Genomic DNA, 19,089 nt, shown 5'->3' on the forward strand with positions numbered 1-19,089 from the left:
TACAGCCATCAAAACAAAACGTCACAAATTAAAAAGTAAGTTTAAGGATCAAATCATGAAGAAGACATTAATCGCGTTAACACTGTTTGCTAGTTTTTGTACTCCAGCAATTGCCTCAACATCTAACACGCCATCAAAAGAAGCGCATAAAGAAACGGCTATTGGTTTAGGTGCAGGCGCTATTATTGGCGGTGTAGTGGGCGGGCCAATTGGTGCGTTTATTGGGGCATTTTCCGGTGGTTTAATAGGCGACTCAAAAGTAGCTGATAACAAAATTGCAGAGCAAGAGCGTGCCATTACGGTTATGAAAGAAAAAACCAGCGATTACCAACACGTGCTTAACCACAACAATATGTTAGAGCAACAGCTAGAAGTGCTTGCCAATCAAAATGAGCAGTTAACTCAGGCTCAAATAAATAACTTACTAGCGATGACAGTGCAATTTAAAACAGGTTCAAGTGTTATTGCCCCGCATTTTGCACTGCAGTTAGACCAACTCGTTACCTTGTTAAACAACCAACCACAACTCGTACTTGATTTAAGTGGTTTTGCCGATAAGCGCGGCGATGAGCAAACTAACCTTTTACTTTCTAAAGCGCGTGTAAATGCCGTGCAAAGCTATTTAATAAAACACGGCGTGAGCCATAAACGCTTAAGCACGCAGGCATTTGGCGAGCAGCAAACATTGGCTAATAGCAACACGGTGGAAGATAACTTTTTTGATAGACGCGTAACGCTTACCACTCGCTCAATGAATAGTGTAAATGGCCAAACGGCGAGTAACTAAAACTAACTGAATCTAAGTAAAGCTAAGCGTTCGATGGAGTGATTTATGTTTAAATTGAGTAAACCAACCAAAATGCTTACTAAAGTAAGCATTTTTATATTCATAGCGATTGTGCTGTTAGTGAGCTTTAAAAGCCATGCGCAATCACCCAAGTTAGAGCTTTTTGATAGCAATGGTGCGCCAGCAGGCCCAGCAATAATATTAAAAAGCGACGCCAATATGACCTTAACTGGCCTAATTAATCATGTTGTAGTTACGCAAACCTATCAAAACGAAAACCCGTTTGCAGTTAACGCGCTCTACGTTTTTCCATTGCCAGATGAAAGCGCCGTGCACGCCATGACGATGCGTATAGGTGAGCGAGTCATTAAAGGCCAAATTGATAAAAAAGTGGAAGCCGAAAAAAAATACGAGGAGGCTAAAAAAGCAGGTAAGCAAGCAGCACTGGTACGCCAGCAACGCGCTAATATGTTTATTACTAATGTGGCAAACATTGGCCCTGGTGAGCAAGTAATTATTGAGCTTGAGTATCAAGAGATAATTGACTACAGCAGCGGCACATTTGCTATTAGGTTTCCTACTACCATTACACCGCGTTATCACGCTATTAGTGGTGAAGTTGAGCAAAGTAATACCGAAAAAACAGCATTTAATCCATCACCAACAGGCTGGTTAAGCCCTGTTTATAGCACTCAAAACATCACTCAAAATAGCATTCAAACTGATAACGTACCAAGCAGCCAATTTAGTTTAAGCATTGATATAGATGTAGGCTTGGAGTTGGTAGATATAAACTCTAAGTTTCATAATGTTGATGTGCAAAATCCCGCATTTGGGCAATATAAAATAGCCTTAAATGAAGCAAATGCAGTTAACCGAGATTTTTTACTTGAGTTTAAACCACTGCAAAAAGATCAAGCTCAGGCCGCTTTTTTTACTGAGCAGTTTGAGAACGGGGATCGTTACGGGCTTGCTATGTTAATGCCACCAGGGGATCAATTTGTACAAACGCAGCGCTTACCTCGCGAAATGGTTTTTGTAGTTGATACATCAGGCTCAATGCATGGGCAATCTATAGAGCAAGCTAAAAAAGCATTATTTTATGGGCTGTCACTACTTGATAGCGACGACAGCTTTAACATTATTGGTTTTGATAGTGTAGTTAACCCAATGAGTGATAAGCCGCTTATTGCTAGCGACTTTAATTTACGCCGAGCAGAGCGATTTATTTATAGCTTAAGGGCTGATGGTGGCACCGAAATACAAAGCGCATTAGATACCGTACTTGATGGAAGCCAGTTTGATGGTTTTGTGCGCCAAGTTGTATTTTTAACCGACGGTAGTGTCAGTAACGAAGATACACTGTTTAAAAATATACAAAATAAGCTAGGTGATAGCCGCCTATTTACGGTGGGTATTGGCAGTGCACCTAATAGCTTTTTTATGCGACGAGCCGCCGATGTTGGCAAGGGCACGTTCACATTTATAGGCAGCATAAGCGAAGTGCAGCCTAAAATGCAGCAGTTGTTTGATAAGCTCGCTCATCCGGCAGTGACTAACTTAGCCTTAAACGATGAAAATGGTAATGCATTAGATTTTTGGCCATCACCATTACCCGATTTATATTTTGGAGAACCCATTATGGTGGCAATAAAGCTCAATAACGTAAAAAATGTGGTACTTACTGGGCAAACTTCACAAGGGCCTTTTAGTATTAAAATAAGTACACAAAACAGCTCAAATGCAAAAGGCATAGCAAAGCTGTGGGCTCGTGAAAAAATAAAGTCACTGCTTTTATATAACGAGCAAAATACAGTTAAAGATGAAGTACAAAAACTTGCGCTAGCTCATCAATTACTCAGTCCGTTTACTGCTTTTATAGCAATTGAGAAAACACAAACAAAAGAAGTGGCAAAGCAAAGCGTACAAGCAACTAACGCATTACCACAAGGTATGGCAATGCGTTTACCACAAACCGATGGGCAAAGTAGACTACATATTTTACTAGGCTGTATTTTATTATTAGGGTTTGGCGCTCTTAAATTTAAGCAAAGAGCTAAATAAAAAGAGGCTAAAATGAAAAAGTGGCTAAGTGCAGGTTTACTAATATTAGGGTTAGGATTATTTGGACACGGCGCTTATATGCAAGCTAAAGCGTGGCTTGCTCAAGTATTAATTGAGCAAGCGTGGCAAGAGGCACTTAACGACCCTAATGCACAAGTAAAACCATGGTTTTATGCCGATACTTACGTTACAGCGCAGCTTAATTGGCCAAGCCATAATAAAACATTGAGTGTGCTTGCTGGAGCGAGTGGTCGTAACTTAGCGTTTGCACCTAGCCAGTTTTTACCCGCAGGAGCGTTGGGTGGCAAAGAGTTTGGTAATAAAAAAGGCGCGCTAATAGCAGGGCATAACGACACCCACTTCGCATTTTTACAAAACGCTAAAGTGGGTGAGCAGTTTACTTTACAATTGCAAAGTGGCGTGGTGCAAAATTATAAAGTAACGGGGGTTGAGGTTATCCATCAATCTCAACACGACTTTTTACAAACACCAGGGCTTTATTTGCTTACCTGTTACCCTTTTGATTCGCTTGCCTCTGGAACTGACTTGAGGTTACTTGTATCTGCGCAATTATCTTCGCCAGATTCATTTAGTGGGATATCGATTACGAGCTCTTGATGACGCTGACTTACCATTACACCAATAAACACCACAAATATGCTCAACCATTGCCAAACGTTGAGCACTTCGCCCAAAATAATAGCGGACAAAATAAGCGTAAAAATAGGAATTAAATTAGAATATGCAGCTGCGGTTAATACCGACACCTTACTAATGGCGTAGTTATACATGCCATAACCACCTAGAGTTACACACGATCCTAAGTACAAAATGCTCATAAGTGCGGTTAAGTCATGCTGGTTTTCGCTTGGTAGGTCGATAAAAAACAAAAATGGCGCAAAAAACAAACTACCGCTAATACCTTGCAAAGCAATTAAAGTAAGAGGCGAGTAGCGATTAGCCAAATGCTTAATACTTACGGTATAAAATGCAGCGCACACCATAGCCATAAGCTCCAAAAAGTTACCCAGTAACGGATTAGGTGCTTGGTCAGAACTTGGTGAAAGAAGAGTAAGTAAAATACTGCCGCCAATACACAACGTAAAACCGACCACAATGGATTTGCTTATGTATTCTTTAAGTAATAAAAAGGCAAGTAGCGCAATAATAATAGGTAAGCACGACACAATAACCCCAGCTTGCGAGGCTGACGTGTATTCCATTGCATGTCCTTCAAATAAAAAGTACAAGCAAGGTTCAGCAAGCGACATACCCACTAAATACTTCCAGTCACCTTTTAAATACTCAAACCGAATAACGTAACGCCACAAACAAAGCGACAAAAATAACGTGGTGAGCATGCGTAAAAATATCACCAATGCAGGGTCGTAAATGGCAATGGCATATTTGAGCGCAATAAAAGAGCTGCCCCATAAAAAAGTGGCAATAATTAAACATAAACTGGCAGGCATAGAGAGTAATTTACATAATTTAATAAAATCAGATCCTAGCATGAATATTTTTAACTTGTTCAAAAATACCGAGCTGGTATAAATTAATTTATCTTTAATAAATGATTAGTAAAAACCCATGCAAAGGGAACAAGTAATAGTTGTAAAGCTTGGTACAAGTGTACTCACTGGCGGCACCGAAAAGTTAGATAAAGCACACATGGTTGAATTAGTACGCCAATGTTGCGAGCTTAAAAAACAGGGGCATCAGGTTATTTTGGTGTCTAGTGGTGCTGTTGCTGCTGGGCGCGAACAACTATTAAAGCCCTGCGGCAGAAGCTTAATTGATAAACAAATGCTTGCTGCCGTTGGGCAAGGTCAACTTATTCATATTTGGCAAAGCTTATTTGCTTTATACGGTGTAAACGTAGGGCAAATGCTGCTTACTCGCGCCGATGTAGACGACAGAGAGCGCTACCTAAATGCCCGCGATACACTCACTGCATTATTAAATTACGACGTTGTGCCAATCATTAACGAAAATGACGCAGTAGCCACGAGTGAAATAAAAGTGGGTGACAACGATAATTTATCGGCGCTTGTTGCTATTTTGGCTAATGCAAACAAATTACTGTTACTTACCGATCAAGAAGGGTTATTTACCAGTGATCCTCGCACTAATGCCGACGCAACTCTTATTGGTGAAGTTACACATATAAACGATGAGTTACGCCAACTTGCTGGTGGCAGTGGTACAAATTTAGGCACCGGCGGTATGGCAACTAAACTACAAGCAGCCGATATTGCAAGGCGCGCAGGCGTTGAAGTTATTATTGCTAAAGGCGCAGGCAAAAACGTTATTTTAAAATGCATGAGTGACGAGTTACCTGGCACTCGTTTTTTAAAACTCACCGCTCCAAAAGATGGCCGAAAAAAATGGTTACTAGCAGGACCTAAAAGCACAGGGCAGATCACTATAGATGCTGGCGCTATTACAGCGCTGCAAAATAAAGGTGCAAGCTTACTCGCTAAAGGCGTTACTAATGCATTTGGAAATTTTGAACGAGGCGACTTAATTGATTTAATAGATACTAAAAATCAAATAATTGCACGAGGCTTAACGCGTTTTAGCAGTGTTGAAGTAAATAAAATAAAAGGGGCGCATTCAAATCAAATTGCTGAGTTACTTGACTATGATAGCGGTGCAGAAGTGCTTCACAGAGATGACCTCGTACTACTTTAAAACCTTATCCGAAAGGATTAGCTAATAAGTATTATCTCATTGTTTAGTAAAGTCATAAATCTTGTCTAAACTAATTACAGTCAAATTAGTTTAGGCGATGAAATGGAAGCAAATAAATGTGGTCATAAATGGATTGTTTCACTCACACAGCAAGAAGAAGAGGGGGATTTAGATTGCGCACTAATCCAAGCGGTTAGTGATTTACTGAAAGTTAATAATTTCGCTATTTATATTAATAAGCATTTTTCTGCACCTATACCACCTACACTGATTAACCCCAAAAATGGGTTAAAAGATGTGAACTCAATCCAAATTCAACATTTATTAAATAAAGCCACCCCAAATAAAGTAATCGTTAGCCATGCCTACGCACACACGACTAGTTATATACCTGTTTATCATTTAGATGATGTTACTGGCGTTTTAATTATAGAAACCGAGCACGCGTTAAAAGAGCAAACTTGTATGATGGCTTTACATATTTTAAATATTTATGCCAATCAATTGTGGTTATTACATAAATCGCGCTTAGACCCTCTAACAGAGTTATTAAACCGTCAAACGTTTGATAAAAAAGTTATGGAGATAGTGTCGGGCGATGGTTTTTTAGTACCAAGAGAAGGAGCTTGTAAAAATCGAGGATGGTTTTTGGCTATAGTCGATATCGATTTATTTAAGAATGTGAACGACAATTTTGGGCACGTAGTTGGCGATAAAGTTATAGCCAAAATAGCTAAATTATTAAAAAGTAACTTTAGAGTTGAAGACTATGTATTTAGGTATGGGGGAGAAGAATTTGCCATATTATTTCAGGTATCAACTCAGGCTGATGCTTACAATGCATTAGACCGGCTTAGAGCTAACGTTGCTAAGTATCCTTTTGCACAGGTTGAGCAATTAACAATAAGCATTGGGTTTTTAGAGTTACAAAATATCGACACTGTATCGAGTCTTGTTAATCAGGCTGATTTAGCGCTTTATCACTCTAAAAAAACAGGACGAAATAAGGTAACCGCATGCAGCGAATTAACACTTTATGAAGATGAGCTAATAACTCAATAGTATTGAGCTTTTTTGATTGTAAATTTGTGCTAAAATCTGGCTCCTTAAATTGTTGTAAGTAGAGCATAGAACATGAAATTAGTTCGTTGGTTTTTAGGTTGTATAATTTTATTCTTTAATTTTGTATTTACTCCTCGCAGTAAAAAGCGTGCAAGCGATGTGCAAGCGCAGCTTGATCAGCAAACCTCACAATTTAAACTATATCAATTTAAAGCATGCCCGTTTTGTGTAAAAGTACGCCGCGCCATTAAGCGCGAAGGCTTAAACATAGAAACACGCGATGCAAAAAGTAATGAGCAATATCGTCAAGAGCTACTAGAGCAAGGCGGCAGAGTTAAAGTACCTTGCCTACGCATAGAGCAAAATGGCCAAGTAGAATGGCTGTACGAATCAAACGATATAATTGCTTACTTAAACAAAGTAGCTGCATAAACCACTTTTACTATCTCACTTATTTAAAGAGAATATACCATGACAATTCGTACCCGTGTTGCCCCGTCACCAACTGGTGACCCGCATCTTGGCACCGCTTATATCGCATTATTTAATTACTGTTTTGCTAAACAACAAGGCGGTGAATTTGTACTTCGTATTGAAGATACTGACCAAGTGCGCAGCACGCCAGAATCAGAACAAGCTATTATGGATAGCCTACGTTGGTTAGGTCTTGAGTGGGATCATGGTCCTGATATCGGTGGCGAATTTGGTCCTTACCGTCAATCTGAGCGCAGCGATTTATACAAAAAATACGCACATCAATTAGTTGACGATGGCAAAGCGTTTTACTGCTTTGCAACAAGCGAAGAGCTTGACCAAATGCGTGAAGAGCAAATGGCTGAAGGCTTGCGTCCTAAATACGATGGTCGTGGTTTAAACCACACTGATGACGAAATTAAAGCAAACTTAGCTGCAGGCAAACCTTACGTTATACGTATGAAAATCCCAAGCGAAGGCTCATTTAAGTTTAACGACTACCTGCGCGACGAAATTGTAATCCCGTGGGAAAACGTAGACATGCAAGTGTTATTAAAAGCTGATGGTTTTCCAACGTACTTTTTAGCAAATGTAGTTGATGACCATCACATGGAAATCAGCCATATTTTCCGTGGTGAAGAGTGGATTAACTCAGCACCTAAGTTATTAAAACTGTATGAAGATTTTGGTTGGGAAGCACCGGTACTAGGTCACTTACCATTACTACGTAACCCAGATAAATCAAAGCTGTCTAAGCGTAAAAACCCAACGTCTATTAACTACTATAAAGAAATGGGCTACCTGCCAGAAGCCGTGCTTAACTATTTAGGCCGTATGGGTTGGTCAATGCCTGATGAGCGTGAAAAGTTCACACTCAATGAAATGATTGAAAACTTCGACATGAAGCGCGTATCGCTTGGTGGTCCGGTATTCGACGTAGATAAATTAAGCTGGTTAAACGGCATGTGGATCCGCGAAAACCTAACCGACGAGCAGTTAATTCAGCGCTTTGTTGATTGGAAGTTTAATGGCGAAATGCTCGCTAAAATATTACCAGAAGTTAAAACTCGTATTAATACGCTGTCGGATATGGTTGAGCTTGCAGGGCACTTTGTAGGTGGTATTCCAACTTACGATCCTGCGCTATTAACAGCCGGCAAAGCAGACGAAAACGTGATTCGCCAAGCGCTACAATTTTTTGTATGGCAGCTTGAAGGTTTACGTAGCTTTGAAAAGCCCGCTATTTTTGCAATTGCAAAAGAAGTTGCAACATTCCACGAGCTTAAGATTAAAGACTTTTTAGAGCCAATATTTGTCGCAATTACTGGCAAAACGTCAAGTACGTCAGTGCTTGATGCAATGGAAATATTGGGGTCTGACTTATCACGTGCTCGTTTACGTGTTGCACTTGCTCATTTAGGTATTTCTAAAAAGCAGGCTAAAAATATAGAGCGTGCGTACCGCGAATACCCAAGTACATAATTATTAAACGTACTTTTAAAAGCCGAGCTTTATTAAGCTCGGCTTTTTTGTGTTTAATCATTTTATATTAGTTTTATTGGCTATATATCATGGCGTTTTAGTCTCGTTTAAAAACGAAGTAAGACCCAGCCCAATGATACAATAAGACACATAAACAATATGGAGGCAGTATGATTGCAACCGTTAAAAACAAAGCTATTTTTAGCAGTAATACATTTTCGATAAACCTTGTTACTTACCCAACTAATCACAGCGTAATGAACCATATTGACCCTGTGCAGCAAGGGCGCTATTACAAGCTCAACTTTGTATTAGAAAAACCTAAAGCGGGTGGGGTATTTAAATGCTCAAAATGCATTATAAATTTATTTAATCGCGTGTATTTATTCAGACCCGATAAGTACGAACACAGCGTATCTAAAATCGAGTCTGGAAAGCGCGTACTACTTAGCTTTGCGCTTAATATATAATTTGCACTTTTACTTATTAATAGTCGTAGGCCTGTCCGGTGCATAAAACAGATAGGTCGCAATACGATACAGACGTTTCACTACAAGAATTAATAGTAAAAGCATTTCCGCCTCTGCGCATGGCATCAGCTTTAAGTAAATCAATTGCGTTTGATTTAGAGCGGTTATAGCTTACATTATTGTTACCCATACCGTCGCCATCACAGCTTTCACCTTCTATTCGGCCTAGGAGTGTAGCGCCACTTTCGTGTGCTTCTTGGTCGCTATAAAATTGCTGTAAATCTCTTTTATTAACGTAGGTGCCAATTTCTTGAGATAAAACGCCGTTGTCTATATCTGTATGATAAGTCATGCTTGAACAACCCGTTATTGTGGCGAGCACTGTTATTGCCGTTATAAAACGTAGCATATTTATTAGTCCCTTAATTTATTATTTGAAATAGTAAATTACTAACAAAATCAAATGCGGGCAATGTTTACTACTAAGTAAATTGTTAGCATTTGTAAATGTATTTAGATTTTATTGAGCATCGGGTAAGTAAACAAAAAGAAGTGGCAAACATTAACCAACCAATGGCATAAAATAGCCCACTCTAAGCGCTGCGTTTTATAAAAAACATAGCCATACCCCAAGCCGGCAATAAATGAAACCAATACATAGTTAATTCCTCCAGCAAAATGTGCCAAAGCAAAAATACCTGCAGTAATTACAGGGGCAAGTATTGCTAAACGGGTCGGTGTAATTATTTTGCTAAGCTTAGTTTGTAGTAAACCTCGAAATAAAGCTTCCTCGGCAACACAGGTAAATAAAAGATTAATAGCAATAAAGGCTAACCAAAAGCCAGGAACCTTAGGGTTGAAGCTTACAAGTCCAAGCATTAAAGCCGCAGTGAGCGTAGCTAAAACAGTAGCAATAACTATTAAAATGGGTTGTTTAACGTTTAATGGGCCCGCTTTATTAGAGTCTGCTTTTAAAGCTTTTTTATTCGAATAAAAGTAAGCACAAAGAAATAAACCCGCCATAGCTTTATCAAAATTAGCATAAAGGGTAAATGCAATCGCATCGCTTGTAATACGCTCGTTTATAACAATAGGGAGGTTATTAAAACCAGGCATCCAATGAAGTGCTAATGCCAATGAGGAAACTATAAAAACAGTACTTAAAGTAGCGCGTATTATTGCCTGCTTTGTATTTAGCGCACAGTAGTATAAAACAACGTAAAGCCCGGTTAACAGCAGGGCATATAAATTTATATAACCTTGAAAATATGCACTTACAACACTTAAAGCTAGTAAGTAGTGCCAAAGGGGTTGCCGCATTATTGATATTTTGCAGTACGGAAAAACACATATAATTGATAGCGCTAATAAATAAAAGGTCATTGTTTTTTATTGCTCTGTTTTATTTAGCAACTAATCTAACAGATTCGACCTCTCAGTATTTTTTTTCTGGTAATATAGATAGGTTATAAGCAGTTTAAGCAGTGAACAAACTATGTTAAGTCCTTTTTTTCAGCAGCATGCTGATTATGTTTCTATCTCTCGTGAGCAAGGTTGTCGATTCGCTAAATGCGTTGCTGACGATTACAATCCACTTCACGACAAAGATGCCAAAAAGTTTTGCGCGCCAGGAGACTTACTTTTTTCATTGGTACTAGACCGCTACGGTATTAGTGAACAAATGGAATTTACTTTTGCCGGTATGGTTGATGAAAACACCAAACTTAACTTCCCTGAAGGGGCTGATGAGTTTGATGTAACCAATGGCGAAAAAGTTATTTTAAAGGTAAAGCGCAAAGGTAAAACCAGCCAATGCCCAGCACTGACTAATAGCCTAATAAAAAATTATGTTGAGTTTTCTGGTACTACTTTCCCGCATGTAATTATTCCATTAATGGGTAAGCAAGAGGTAATGATTAACCCTGCTCGCCCAATGATCATTTACGAATCAATGCTTATCAACCTTGATAATCTTGATATTACAGCACCAGAACTTGAGTTTGCAGAGCCAAGTTTTGAATATGCAGGCAAACGCGGAAAAATCACACTACGTTTTAACCTGTTAGAAAACGGCGTTAAAGTGGGTAGTGGTGAAAAGCATATGGTAGTTTCGGGTATTCGCGAATACTGCCAAGCAACAGTTGACGATTTAATAGCGTTTTACAACGAGCGTAAAGCGACACTAAAGCCAGCTTAAAGCTACATAAAATTATAAAAGGCGCTAAATACAGCTGTTATTTAGCGCCTTTTTTATTGTTTTAGCGCTAAAGTGAAAGTGAGCAACCACGATTAAATACTTTTCTGGACTGGTTAATTTACGCAGTACAGTAATATGCGTACAATAGCGCTCTTTGTTATTTTAAAGCTAAGCCTATGTCTGCCACTACGTTCTCATCACTTAATCTCGACCCGTTATTATTAACAGCGATTGAGCAAAATAATTACACTCAACCTACCGCAATTCAGATTAAAACTATTCCGCCTATTTTAGCCGGAAGTGATGTAATGGGCAGCGCGCAAACAGGTACGGGTAAAACTGCCGCCTTTGTTTTACCTTTATTACATAAGCTTTTAAATACCCCTAAAAAAGATGAGCAAGGCCTTGCACGTGTAGTCATTTTAACGCCAACCCGTGAGCTTGCTCAGCAAGTATTTGCAAGCTTTGAAAAGTACGCACAAGGCACTAATATCAATGGCGCTTTAGCCTATGGTGGCGCAAGTATTGGCCCTCAAATAAAAGCACTTAAAACAGCGCAAGTTATAGTGGCAACACCTGGGCGTTTGCTTGATCATATAGTTAAAGGCAGTGTGGTACTTTCAAGTGTAGACTCCTTAGTGTTTGACGAAGCTGACCGCATGCTTGATATGGGCTTTATTGATGAAATAAGACGCATATTGCGCCATATTCCAGGCGATCGCCAAACTTTACTATTTTCAGCTACGTTTGATGACAGCGTGTTTGAACTCAGTAAAAAGTTACTTAAAAACCCAGAACTAATTGAAGTTGATAAACGTAACTCAGCCGCGGTTGAAGTAGAGCAAGTTATTTACGCTGTAGATGAGGATCGTAAGCGCGAACTTGTATCGCACATGATTGGTATGAAAAACTGGCGCCAAGTGCTTATTTTTACTCGCACAAAACAAATGGCTGATCAGCTTGCTAAAGAAATGTGTAAAGACGGTTTAAAAACCGAATCAATCCATGGTGACAAATCGCAAGGCGCACGCGACCGTGCATTGCAAAACTTTAAAGAAGGTATTACACGCGTACTTGTTGCAACCGATGTAGCTGCGCGTGGTTTAGATATTTCTACACTTAGATACGTAATTAACTTTGAACTACCGTACATTGCCGAGGATTACGTGCACCGTATTGGCCGTACAGGTCGTGCTGGCGAACAAGGACTTGCTATGTCGCTGGTAAGTCTTGATGAGCAATGGCTGCTAGAAGAAATTGAAGTACTACTCGATACGCGTTTAACGCCGCAGTGGTTAGAAGGTTACGAGCCAGATCCTAATAAAAAGCCAAAAGATAATCGTAAAAATACTAACAAGTCGCGAAAAGATCGCGATAAAAAACGCATCACTGGTAAAAGAGAGCCAAGCAGACGTCGTAAATAATAGCTTTTACTTTGCTTTTTTGCCTATACTGGAGCTACTAAATAGCCGAGGTAAAGCAATGTTTGAAATTGATCAATGGGCATTTTCTGGTATTGATGGCCAAATATCTTTGCATAAATGGCAAAAAACAATCGACCTTATAACGGGGCTTTTTTCAGCCCCGTCTGGTTATATAGTTCAGGCAACAAGCAAAGGCTATCGCGTTGTTATTAGAAGTAACGAAGGTGGCTCTAACTTTGAGACCAATCCTATACTTCCTCCTCAAACACCTCTGTTTTGTCGGTACGTTGCTGAAACTAAAAATATTTTATATGTTAATGATGCAAGCAATAACGATGCATGGAACACCCTACCAGAAGTAGTTGAAGATGGTGTTGAATCCTACCTAGGTTTACCTATTCATTGGCCTGAAGGCGAAGTATTTGGCACGCTATGCTTAAAAGACACTCAGAAAACAAGCTATACCGATGAATATTTTGAACTCATAGAACAACTACGTGATTTGATTGAAGACGACCTAGCGCTTGTGTATAGCTATGAGCAAATGCGCGAAATAGCCATGTTAGACTCATTAACAAATATTTATAATCGCCGAGCACTTAACTTATTAGCCCAGCAAAAACTTAACTTAGCGCTACGTTTAGGCTTTGACGTGTGTTGTTTGTTTATTGATATAAACGACTTTAAAAAATTAAACGACACCTGCGGACATGAAGTGGGCGACAAAGCCTTAATTATATTGGCAGATACGCTAAAAACGCATTTAAGAGATGCTGATATAGTAGGGCGCTTAGGTGGCGATGAGTTTGTTGCAGTAATGCAAGTAAGCGATAAAAGCAAGATTAACTACATCATGGATAAAATTTCGACTGAGTATTCAAAAGTCTTACTCAAAGAAGACGTTTGCGATTTATCGCTTAGTATTGGTTATAGTTTTACTAATAAACAAAAGCAGCCCTTTGAAGCGCTATTAAATGATGCAGACCAGGCAATGTATAAAAACAAACAAGCGTACAAGCTCGCTAAAAAAGCCGCAGAATAGAAAATGTAATTATTTAACCCCTACACATTTAATTGTTATATTAGATTAAAGTGATTTAATATGAATTGATGTTTAAGGGTTTATTTTTTAGTGTGTAATTTGAGAGCCTATAGTAGCTAAAAGCTATTACTTATAAGGATGTAATATGACAGACATAGATAAAAAAAAGGTATGCGGCATTGTAATGCCAATATCTAGCACTGATGATTGTAATGAAACACATTGGTCAGAAGTGCTAAATATACTCTCTGACGCGATAGATGAAGCCGGTTTTGAAGGGAATTTAGTTAGTAACGCTGATGATGTTGGTATTATCCACAAAAGAATTATTCAGAATCTCTACGATAATCCAATAGTAGTCTGCGATGTAAGCTGTAAAAACCCAAATGTAATGTTTGAGCTGGGTTTGCGTTTAGCTTTCGATAAACCAACTATTATAATTAAAGATGACGAGACCTCTTACTCTTTTGATACCTCTGCAATTGAGCATTTAGAATACCCTCGAGATCTCAGGTTTAGTCAAGTTGTCGAATTTAAAAAGAAACTGGCAGATAAAATATCTGCTACATATAAAAAATCTACAACAGATAGTAATTATACGACTTTCTTGAAACATTTTGGTGAGTTTAAAGTCGCTAAAATTGATCAAAAAGAGGTTTCTGGACAGGAATATATACTTGAAGAGTTAAAAACTCTTAGGCGGTCAATAAACCGTCTGGATAGATCTGGAGGTTTTAGTAAGTACGAAAGGAATAATCAAGATTCAGATATAGATATTTGTTTAGGGCATCGCGACAGTTCAGATATTAAAGCATATGTGAGTACATTGGTAGACCATCCCGGTTTAAAAAATGTAGGTATGGTTGAGGTTAGTGACGAACACTATCATTTAGTTGCGAATGTAAAAAATGATTTTTCTGTAGAAGCAGCCCAAGATGCAATTGAAAGTCTTGTTGGTAAGAAAATGATGCGTAATCGTACTAAAAATACTTCCGTTCGAGGTAAATTACACGGAACTCCAAGGATCTAAGCCTTACTTTTTTCGGTTCTAGCTTTATACATAAAAAAGCAAGCCATTAGGCTTGCCAAGAAGGGTGTGAATTTTTTTAAGCCCTAAGCTATTAGCTTTTCAGCTAGATTTAATTCCATTGTTGCCTTTAATAAACGGTATAAGTTAATTGACGCGTCAATTTCTTCTTTACGGTTTGTTAAGCTTTCAATATTTAATCCCAGCGGCACATCTAAATGCGCACAGCTTTTAATTATTAAGTCGAGGTTTTCGCGGCAAATACGCACTGATTCGCTTAATGTATTGTCTGCATCAAGCATGCGCCATTTTGTAGCTTCTGGCACTGAAATACCCAACCACTTCATAAAGTCTAAGGTTTTTTCGCCGCCGCACGGGGTAAACGTTAATATAATACGTTGTGGTGTAATATCTTGTGCTTTACATGTACGCGCGTAACTAGTAATTAGCTCTATAGTCGCTTGTGCGTCGTAAACAGCTTGCGATATAAAAAACTGACAACCTTGTGCTGTTTTTTCTATTAATCGTTCGTGCTCATTTCGTTTGCTTAAATGGCGCTCAGCAATAGTAACGCCACCTAAAAAGAAATCATCTGATTGCTCAGCCAATGCTTTATATGCATCTGGCAGGCTTAACTTTATATCGCCTACCGATGACGGGCTACCTACTAAAACTACATTTTGTAAATCGTAGTCGTTTTTAGTTTCACTTAACCAATCTTTAAATTCGCCCACGCCACGCTGCGCCACACTTTTATAAGTAATTACATCTTGTGCAGATAAATTACGAATTAAATGGCTGTATTCACGCGGATCAACGGTTTGTTTAAACGCAAATGGACGATCTTGATTTGTACGACTGCTTTCGTCTTGAATGTCGTAAATTATTACACCGTCGTATTCAATTTCGTGTAAGCGACCCAATAGCTTCTCTGCAATGATTTTTAATTGCGCTTTATCGGTGCCAATTTTAGGCGGCGTAGTACCAATAAGATAAACACCTTGTTTGGTGTCCTCTATTTTCTCTTTTAATGATAAAGCCATAATCCTCATTCCAGCCAAGTGCGTGTTGATGGATTTAATATAACAGCCATTTAGACGTCTAGATAGATTTATTTAATGAAAGTTTTTCAACTTAGATGAGGAATATTCATACTGATAATTTAATAAACTGGCTGATTGACACAGTTGTTTACATAAAAAATGGGCTAAAGCTCTTACATTTACTAGCTTTAAGGCATAATCGAATGTGAGTTAGTGTTAAATCTAACAATAAATTTGCTCAATTTAAAAAGGGACAACAATGAAATTTAAATTATTAGCAACCAGCTTAGCGGTATCGCTGGCGTTAACCGGTTGCGCAATGCAGCAAAACCAAAGCACGCAAACAACAGCACAACAAGAACAAGTAAATAAAGCTGATGACCGTGTTTTCTCGCAAGATTATTTAATTGAAGAGCTAGAAAACGGCTTACGTGTCATGGTTGTTAAAACCGACTACCCTGATGTAGTGTCGCTGCAAATTCCGGTATCGGTTGGGTCGCGTAACGAAGTTGAAGAGGGCAAAACAGGCTTTGCTCACTTTTTTGAACACATGATGTTTAAAGGCTCACAAAAATACCCTGAAGATGTGTACTCAGACATATTAAAAAATTCAGGTGTTGATAACCGTGCTTATACAACAAACGATTACACAAATTACCATTTAAACTTTTCAAAGCAGCATCTTGATAAAGTACTTGAGCTTGAAGCTGATATTTTTCAAAACTTAACCTACACCGAAGAGCAATTTAGAACCGAAGCACAAACGGTAAAAGGTGAGTACTTAAAAAACAACGCGAGCCCAATTCGTAAATTATTAAGCGCTGTACGCGAAGAGGCGTTTGATAAGCACACGTATAAACACACCACTATGGGCTTTTTTAAAGACATAGAAGCTATGCCTGATCAAATGGCCTATGGTAAAGAATTTTTTGCTAAGTTTTATAAGCCTGAGTATGTGTCACTTGTTATTGTGGGCGATGTAGACCCGCAAGCAACAATGGCAATGGTTAAAAAGCATTGGGGCAGCTGGAAAAAGGGTAACTATATTGCTGACATTAAAGCAGAGCCTGTGCAACAAGCACCAAAATATTTGCACCAGCAAGATGAAGCGCTACCAGGGCATTGGTTGCTTGTATCGTACAAAGGCGCTGCGTGGGAGCCTGCTAAAAAAGACAGAGCAGCACTTGATTTAATCTCACAACTTTATTTTTCAAATAATTCAGATTTATATCAAGAGCTAGTGGTCGACAAACAAATTGCCAGCCAAATGTTTACCTATAACCCAGAAACTAAAGATCCGGGTTTATTACACGTATTTGTTAAGGTAGAAAACGCAGACGATTTAGCCACTGCGCGCGATGCCATTAACCGCACTTATGCAAAAGCACGTACAGAGCTTGTTGATGAGCAAAAGCTAAGTGATTTAAAATCGAATCTTAAATATAGCTTTATTAATGGCTTAGATTCATCGCAAGCGATTGCATCAACCCTTGCTAGCTACATGCATTTTGAGCGCGATCCTGAGGTTATAAACCAGTTGTATAAATCGGCAGATAACATCACCAGCGCAGATATTAAAGCCGTTGCTAATAAATACTTTACCGATAATGCACGTACCACATTAACTATGTCGGCACTTGATAAAGCCCCAGGGTTTGAGCAAGAAGTTGATTTAAATGCGCTTACTGCAAAGCTTGAACAAGCACCTGCTGCACCTGTATTTAAAGTGCTTGATAAAACCAATAGCTCGCCATTAATTGATGTTAACTTTTTATTCAATACCGGTGCGGCTGCCGACTCACAAGGCAAAAAAGGCGTTGCTGCGTTAACTGCGGCTATGCTTGCACAAGGCGGTTCGCAGGCGACAAGCTATAAAGATATTCAAAAAGCACTTTATCCGCTAGCGGGTAGCTTTGGTTATCAAATAGATAAAGAAATGCTGTCGTTCCAAGGGCGTATTCATAAAGATAATGCGGTGCAGTGGTATGCACTTGTGAGCGATCAATTACTAAACCCAGGCTTTAGAGAGGATGACTTTAAACGCCTCAAAAAAGAAATGATCGACGGTATTAAGTCAGGCTTAAAAGCATCTAACGATGAAGAGCTAGGTAAAGAAGTACTATACAGTGCGCTTTACAAAAATCACCCTTATGAAAGCTACAACTACGGTGATATTTCTGATTTAGAAGCGTTGACGCTGGATGATGTTAAAGCGTTTTATAACAGCGAGCTTACGCAATCTAAACTCACGGTTGGCTTAATTGGGGCTGTGCCTGCAAAACTTAAAGCTAAAATGATGAGCGATTTTGCAACGCTACCAAAAGGTGAGCAAAGCCGTTTAAGTATTCCTGATGCACCAGCGCTTAAAGGTCATCATGCAACTATTGTAGAAAAGTCGGCGCAATCGACTGCGGTATCGTTTGGTTTTCCTATTGATACAATAAGAAGTAGCGAAGACTGGACAGCACTTTGGCTTGTGCGTTCGTACTTTGGTGAGCACCGTAGTTCTAACAGCTTTTTGTATGAGCGCATTCGTGAAACCCGCGGCATGAACTACGGCGATTACGCATACATTGAATACTTTCCACGTGGTATGTTTCAAACCAAGCCTGATGCAAACCTAGGGCGCTCTGAGCAAATATTTCAAGTGTGGTTACGCCCACTTCGCTCTAATAACGATGCGCACTTTGCAACTCGTACGGCTTTATTTGAGCTAGATAAGCTAATTAAAAATGGTATGAGCGAAGATGACTTTGAAGCCACGCGTAACTTTTTAATTAACTTTGTACCGCAAATGGTTGCAAGTCAAAACCGCCAATTAGGTTACGCACTTGATAGCGAATTTTACAACACAGATAGCTTTGTAAGTTACGTAACTAACAAACTTAAAACGCTAAGCGTTGCTGATGTAAATCGCGTTATTAAAGAAAACCTACAAACAGACAACGTTCAATATGTGTTTATAACCGCAGACGGCGCTGATATGCAAAAACGTTTAGCGTCTGAGCAAACATCACCAATGGTTTACAATACCGATAAACCTGCCGAATTAGTGGCTGAAGATAAAGTAATTGCTGATTACAAATTAGCAATTCCTGCAAAAAATATTGAAGTGATGAAAGTTGATAAAGTATTTCAATGAAGGTTTAAATAGTTATATAAGTTAAGATAATTAAAATGCCCCATATATTGGTAACACCATTCAGTTAAGCATGTTTTGACTTAATGGTGTACCGAGTTTTTGATATTCGAACGGTCCTACTTTTGGGCCGTTTTCTTTTTTCTGGAAGAATATAACGTTTCACTCGTTCTCGCATTGCCCT

17 protein-coding genes are annotated in these 19,089 nt (G+C 38.9%); 13 read left to right on the forward strand and 4 right to left on the reverse strand.

Annotation, left to right across the window (positions count from 1 at the left end):
* Nucleotides 1-55 precede the first annotated feature (55 nt).
* The 3 genes from pdsO to I6F66_RS04710 are packed head-to-tail and all read left to right on the forward strand — an operon-like array spanning nucleotide 56 to nucleotide 3,469.
* On the forward strand, nucleotides 56-787 hold the full coding sequence (gene pdsO / locus I6F66_RS04700) for a sortase-associated OmpA-like protein PdsO (RefSeq protein ID WP_197159643.1): 732 nt from the start codon (nucleotides 56-58) through the stop codon (nucleotides 785-787).
* Nucleotides 788-832: 45 nt separating this feature from the next.
* Nucleotides 833-2,851, forward strand: a complete 2,019-nt coding sequence (locus tag I6F66_RS04705; protein WP_197208834.1) for a marine proteobacterial sortase target protein — start codon at nucleotides 833-835, stop codon at nucleotides 2,849-2,851.
* A 12-nt stretch (nucleotides 2,852-2,863) separates the two neighbouring features.
* Nucleotides 2,864-3,469, forward strand: a complete 606-nt coding sequence (locus I6F66_RS04710) for a class GN sortase (RefSeq protein WP_197208835.1) — start codon at nucleotides 2,864-2,866, stop codon at nucleotides 3,467-3,469.
* On the opposite strand, the gene I6F66_RS04715 is transcribed toward I6F66_RS04710, so the two are convergent.
* Complete coding sequence (locus tag I6F66_RS04715; protein WP_197208845.1) at nucleotides 3,364-4,323, reverse strand: DMT family transporter; 960 nt, start codon at nucleotides 4,321-4,323, stop codon at nucleotides 3,364-3,366. The genes I6F66_RS04710 and I6F66_RS04715 overlap by 106 nt on opposite strands.
* Before the next feature lie 118 nt (nucleotides 4,324-4,441).
* Between I6F66_RS04715 and proB the strand changes: the two genes are divergently transcribed.
* The 5 genes from proB to I6F66_RS04740 all read left to right on the forward strand — a co-directional run bounded on the left by proB (nucleotide 4,442) and on the right by I6F66_RS04740 (nucleotide 9,033).
* The gene (proB, locus tag I6F66_RS04720) at nucleotides 4,442-5,545 is read left to right on the forward strand and encodes a glutamate 5-kinase (RefSeq protein ID WP_197208836.1); all 1,104 of its coding nucleotides are present in this window, start codon (nucleotides 4,442-4,444) and stop codon (nucleotides 5,543-5,545) included.
* A gap of 102 nt (nucleotides 5,546-5,647) precedes the next feature.
* The gene (locus I6F66_RS04725) at nucleotides 5,648-6,607 is read left to right on the forward strand and encodes a GGDEF domain-containing protein (protein ID WP_197208837.1); all 960 of its coding nucleotides are present in this window, start codon (nucleotides 5,648-5,650) and stop codon (nucleotides 6,605-6,607) included.
* A 72-nt stretch (nucleotides 6,608-6,679) separates the two neighbouring features.
* The gene (locus tag I6F66_RS04730) at nucleotides 6,680-7,039 is read left to right on the forward strand and encodes a glutaredoxin domain-containing protein (RefSeq protein ID WP_024611689.1); all 360 of its coding nucleotides are present in this window, start codon (nucleotides 6,680-6,682) and stop codon (nucleotides 7,037-7,039) included.
* A gap of 39 nt (nucleotides 7,040-7,078) precedes the next feature.
* The gene (gene gltX, locus I6F66_RS04735; protein ID WP_197208838.1) at nucleotides 7,079-8,563 is read left to right on the forward strand and encodes a glutamate--tRNA ligase; all 1,485 of its coding nucleotides are present in this window, start codon (nucleotides 7,079-7,081) and stop codon (nucleotides 8,561-8,563) included.
* Nucleotides 8,564-8,733: 170 nt separating this feature from the next.
* On the forward strand, nucleotides 8,734-9,033 hold the full coding sequence (locus tag I6F66_RS04740) for a hypothetical protein (protein ID WP_021032137.1): 300 nt from the start codon (nucleotides 8,734-8,736) through the stop codon (nucleotides 9,031-9,033).
* A 16-nt stretch (nucleotides 9,034-9,049) separates the two neighbouring features.
* On the opposite strand, the gene I6F66_RS04745 is transcribed toward I6F66_RS04740, so the two are convergent.
* Together I6F66_RS04745 and I6F66_RS04750 are read right to left on the reverse strand one after the other, a co-directional pair.
* Nucleotides 9,050-9,442 (reverse strand): hypothetical protein, encoded by a 393-nt coding sequence (locus I6F66_RS04745; RefSeq protein WP_024593283.1) that lies wholly within the window; start codon nucleotides 9,440-9,442, stop codon nucleotides 9,050-9,052.
* Nucleotides 9,443-9,546: 104 nt separating this feature from the next.
* Nucleotides 9,547-10,170: a CPBP family intramembrane glutamic endopeptidase gene (locus tag I6F66_RS04750; protein ID WP_231609597.1), complete on the reverse strand. Its 624-nt coding sequence runs from the start codon at nucleotides 10,168-10,170 to the stop codon at nucleotides 9,547-9,549.
* Nucleotides 10,171-10,528: 358 nt separating this feature from the next.
* Here I6F66_RS04750 and I6F66_RS04755 point away from each other — a divergent pair, with 358 nt between their 5' ends.
* The 4 genes from I6F66_RS04755 to I6F66_RS04770 all read left to right on the forward strand — a co-directional run bounded on the left by I6F66_RS04755 (nucleotide 10,529) and on the right by I6F66_RS04770 (nucleotide 14,726).
* Nucleotides 10,529-11,230: a DUF3581 domain-containing protein gene (locus I6F66_RS04755; RefSeq protein ID WP_007581602.1), complete on the forward strand. Its 702-nt coding sequence runs from the start codon at nucleotides 10,529-10,531 to the stop codon at nucleotides 11,228-11,230.
* A 176-nt stretch (nucleotides 11,231-11,406) separates the two neighbouring features.
* Nucleotides 11,407-12,654: a DEAD/DEAH box helicase gene (locus I6F66_RS04760; RefSeq protein ID WP_024593280.1), complete on the forward strand. Its 1,248-nt coding sequence runs from the start codon at nucleotides 11,407-11,409 to the stop codon at nucleotides 12,652-12,654.
* A 58-nt stretch (nucleotides 12,655-12,712) separates the two neighbouring features.
* Nucleotides 12,713-13,696, forward strand: a complete 984-nt coding sequence (locus I6F66_RS04765) for a sensor domain-containing diguanylate cyclase (protein ID WP_197208839.1) — start codon at nucleotides 12,713-12,715, stop codon at nucleotides 13,694-13,696.
* Nucleotides 13,697-13,841: 145 nt separating this feature from the next.
* On the forward strand, nucleotides 13,842-14,726 hold the full coding sequence (locus tag I6F66_RS04770; RefSeq protein WP_197208840.1) for a hypothetical protein: 885 nt from the start codon (nucleotides 13,842-13,844) through the stop codon (nucleotides 14,724-14,726).
* Between the two features lie 83 nt (nucleotides 14,727-14,809).
* Here I6F66_RS04770 and I6F66_RS04775 read toward each other — a convergent pair whose 3' ends face one another.
* The gene (locus I6F66_RS04775) at nucleotides 14,810-15,766 is read right to left on the reverse strand and encodes a methylenetetrahydrofolate reductase (RefSeq protein ID WP_197208841.1); all 957 of its coding nucleotides are present in this window, start codon (nucleotides 15,764-15,766) and stop codon (nucleotides 14,810-14,812) included.
* 259 nt (nucleotides 15,767-16,025) lie between these two features.
* Between I6F66_RS04775 and I6F66_RS04780 the strand changes: the two genes are divergently transcribed.
* Complete coding sequence (locus I6F66_RS04780) at nucleotides 16,026-18,908, forward strand: pitrilysin family protein (protein WP_197208842.1); 2,883 nt, start codon at nucleotides 16,026-16,028, stop codon at nucleotides 18,906-18,908.
* Nucleotides 18,909-19,089: the final 181 nt, after the last annotated feature.

Origin of the sequence: Pseudoalteromonas sp. NZS100_1 (assembly GCF_015864285.1) — a bacterium.
Taxonomy (GTDB): domain Bacteria; phylum Pseudomonadota; class Gammaproteobacteria; order Enterobacterales; family Alteromonadaceae; genus Pseudoalteromonas; species Pseudoalteromonas arctica.

Excerpts from the sequence above, each read along its gene's own strand:
- I6F66_RS04730 (WP_024611689.1), top strand. The coding sequence starts at position 6,680 with ATGAAATTAGTTCGTTGGTTTTTAGGTTGTATAATTTTATTCTTTAAT.
- proB (WP_197208836.1), top strand. The coding sequence starts at position 4,442 with ATGCAAAGGGAACAAGTAATAGTTGTAAAGCTTGGTACAAGTGTACTC.
- I6F66_RS04765 (WP_197208839.1), top strand. The coding sequence starts at position 12,713 with ATGTTTGAAATTGATCAATGGGCATTTTCTGGTATTGATGGCCAAATA.
- I6F66_RS04760 (WP_024593280.1), top strand. The coding sequence starts at position 11,407 with ATGTCTGCCACTACGTTCTCATCACTTAATCTCGACCCGTTATTATTA.
- I6F66_RS04715 (WP_197208845.1), bottom strand. The coding sequence starts at position 4,323 with ATGCCTGCCAGTTTATGTTTAATTATTGCCACTTTTTTATGGGGCAGC.
- I6F66_RS04705 (WP_197208834.1), top strand. The coding sequence starts at position 833 with ATGTTTAAATTGAGTAAACCAACCAAAATGCTTACTAAAGTAAGCATT.
- I6F66_RS04780 (WP_197208842.1), top strand. The coding sequence starts at position 16,026 with ATGAAATTTAAATTATTAGCAACCAGCTTAGCGGTATCGCTGGCGTTA.
- pdsO (WP_197159643.1), top strand. The coding sequence starts at position 56 with ATGAAGAAGACATTAATCGCGTTAACACTGTTTGCTAGTTTTTGTACT.
- I6F66_RS04775 (WP_197208841.1), bottom strand. The coding sequence starts at position 15,766 with ATGGCTTTATCATTAAAAGAGAAAATAGAGGACACCAAACAAGGTGTT.
- I6F66_RS04710 (WP_197208835.1), top strand. The coding sequence starts at position 2,864 with ATGAAAAAGTGGCTAAGTGCAGGTTTACTAATATTAGGGTTAGGATTA.
- I6F66_RS04745 (WP_024593283.1), bottom strand. The coding sequence starts at position 9,442 with ATGCTACGTTTTATAACGGCAATAACAGTGCTCGCCACAATAACGGGT.
- gltX (WP_197208838.1), top strand. The coding sequence starts at position 7,079 with ATGACAATTCGTACCCGTGTTGCCCCGTCACCAACTGGTGACCCGCAT.
- I6F66_RS04770 (WP_197208840.1), top strand. The coding sequence starts at position 13,842 with ATGACAGACATAGATAAAAAAAAGGTATGCGGCATTGTAATGCCAATA.
- I6F66_RS04755 (WP_007581602.1), top strand. The coding sequence starts at position 10,529 with ATGTTAAGTCCTTTTTTTCAGCAGCATGCTGATTATGTTTCTATCTCT.
- I6F66_RS04740 (WP_021032137.1), top strand. The coding sequence starts at position 8,734 with ATGATTGCAACCGTTAAAAACAAAGCTATTTTTAGCAGTAATACATTT.
- I6F66_RS04725 (WP_197208837.1), top strand. The coding sequence starts at position 5,648 with ATGGAAGCAAATAAATGTGGTCATAAATGGATTGTTTCACTCACACAG.